Origin of the sequence: Vogesella alkaliphila (assembly GCF_014652475.1) — a bacterium.
GTDB classification, from domain to species: domain Bacteria; phylum Pseudomonadota; class Gammaproteobacteria; order Burkholderiales; family Chromobacteriaceae; genus Vogesella; species Vogesella alkaliphila.
Map to the genome: position 1 here is coordinate 1 of NZ_BMYW01000024.1, position 915 is coordinate 915.

Consider the following 915-nt stretch of genomic DNA (forward strand, 5'->3'; position numbering starts at 1 on the left):
CTCCCTCCCAAGTACCAAACCATCAACTGGCAGGCCTATAACCAGTCCCTCAAGCAACGAGGGCAGCTCCTCCTCTGGCTCGACAAAGACATGAACTGGCTGGCACCGGCTACCGGCAGGCGGGGACGGCAGCCAACTTTCTCCGATGCTGCCATCCAGTTCTGTCTCACCATAAAATGCCTCTTTGGCCTGGCGCTACGGCAAGCCACAGGCATGGTCGAAAGCATGTTGCGCCTGGCTGGACTTGACTGGGTCGTTCCCGACTTCAGCACGCTTTCCCGCCGGCAGAAAGACCTGCAGGTCCGCATCCCGGTACAGAAGAAGCAGGATTGCCTGCATCTCTTGGTGGATAGCACCGGCATCAAGATGATGGGTGAAGGCGAGTGGAAAGTGAAAAAGCATGGTGCAGACTACCGCCGCCAATGGCGCAAGCTGCATCTGGGAATTGATGCGCAAACGCTGGAAATCCGGGCCATGGAAGTGACCGACAATCGCACCGGCGATGCCACGATGTTGCCAGAACTGCTAGCGCAAATTCCGGCGACAGAGAGACTGGTGGCCGTGACTACGGATGGGGCGTACGACACGCGCCTGTGTCACGCAGCGATTGCTGAGCGCGGAGCTGCAGCCATCATTCCCCCGAGACGAAACGGCCAATTCTGGAAAGGGAATTCACAGGGCAATCAGGCTCGCAATGAGTCACTACGCTCGGTGAAGTATCTGGGGCGCACGCTCTGGAAAAAGTGGAGCGGCTACCATCGCCGCAGCTTGGTCGAAACGAAGATGCACTGTTTCAAATTGCTGGCAGACCGCGTCAAGTCGCGGGACTTTGACCGGCAGGTGGCGGAGCTTCAAATCTGTGCAGCGATTCTGAATCGCTTTACAGCCTTGGGCACGCCGCACACGGTCCGCATG

The 915-nt window shown here is 58.3% G+C and carries 1 protein-coding gene; it reads left to right on the forward strand.

What is annotated here, in order from left to right:
- Positions 1-915, forward strand: a 915-nt coding sequence (locus IE100_RS16330) for an IS5 family transposase (RefSeq protein WP_189375666.1), incomplete at both ends; no start/stop codon positions are given.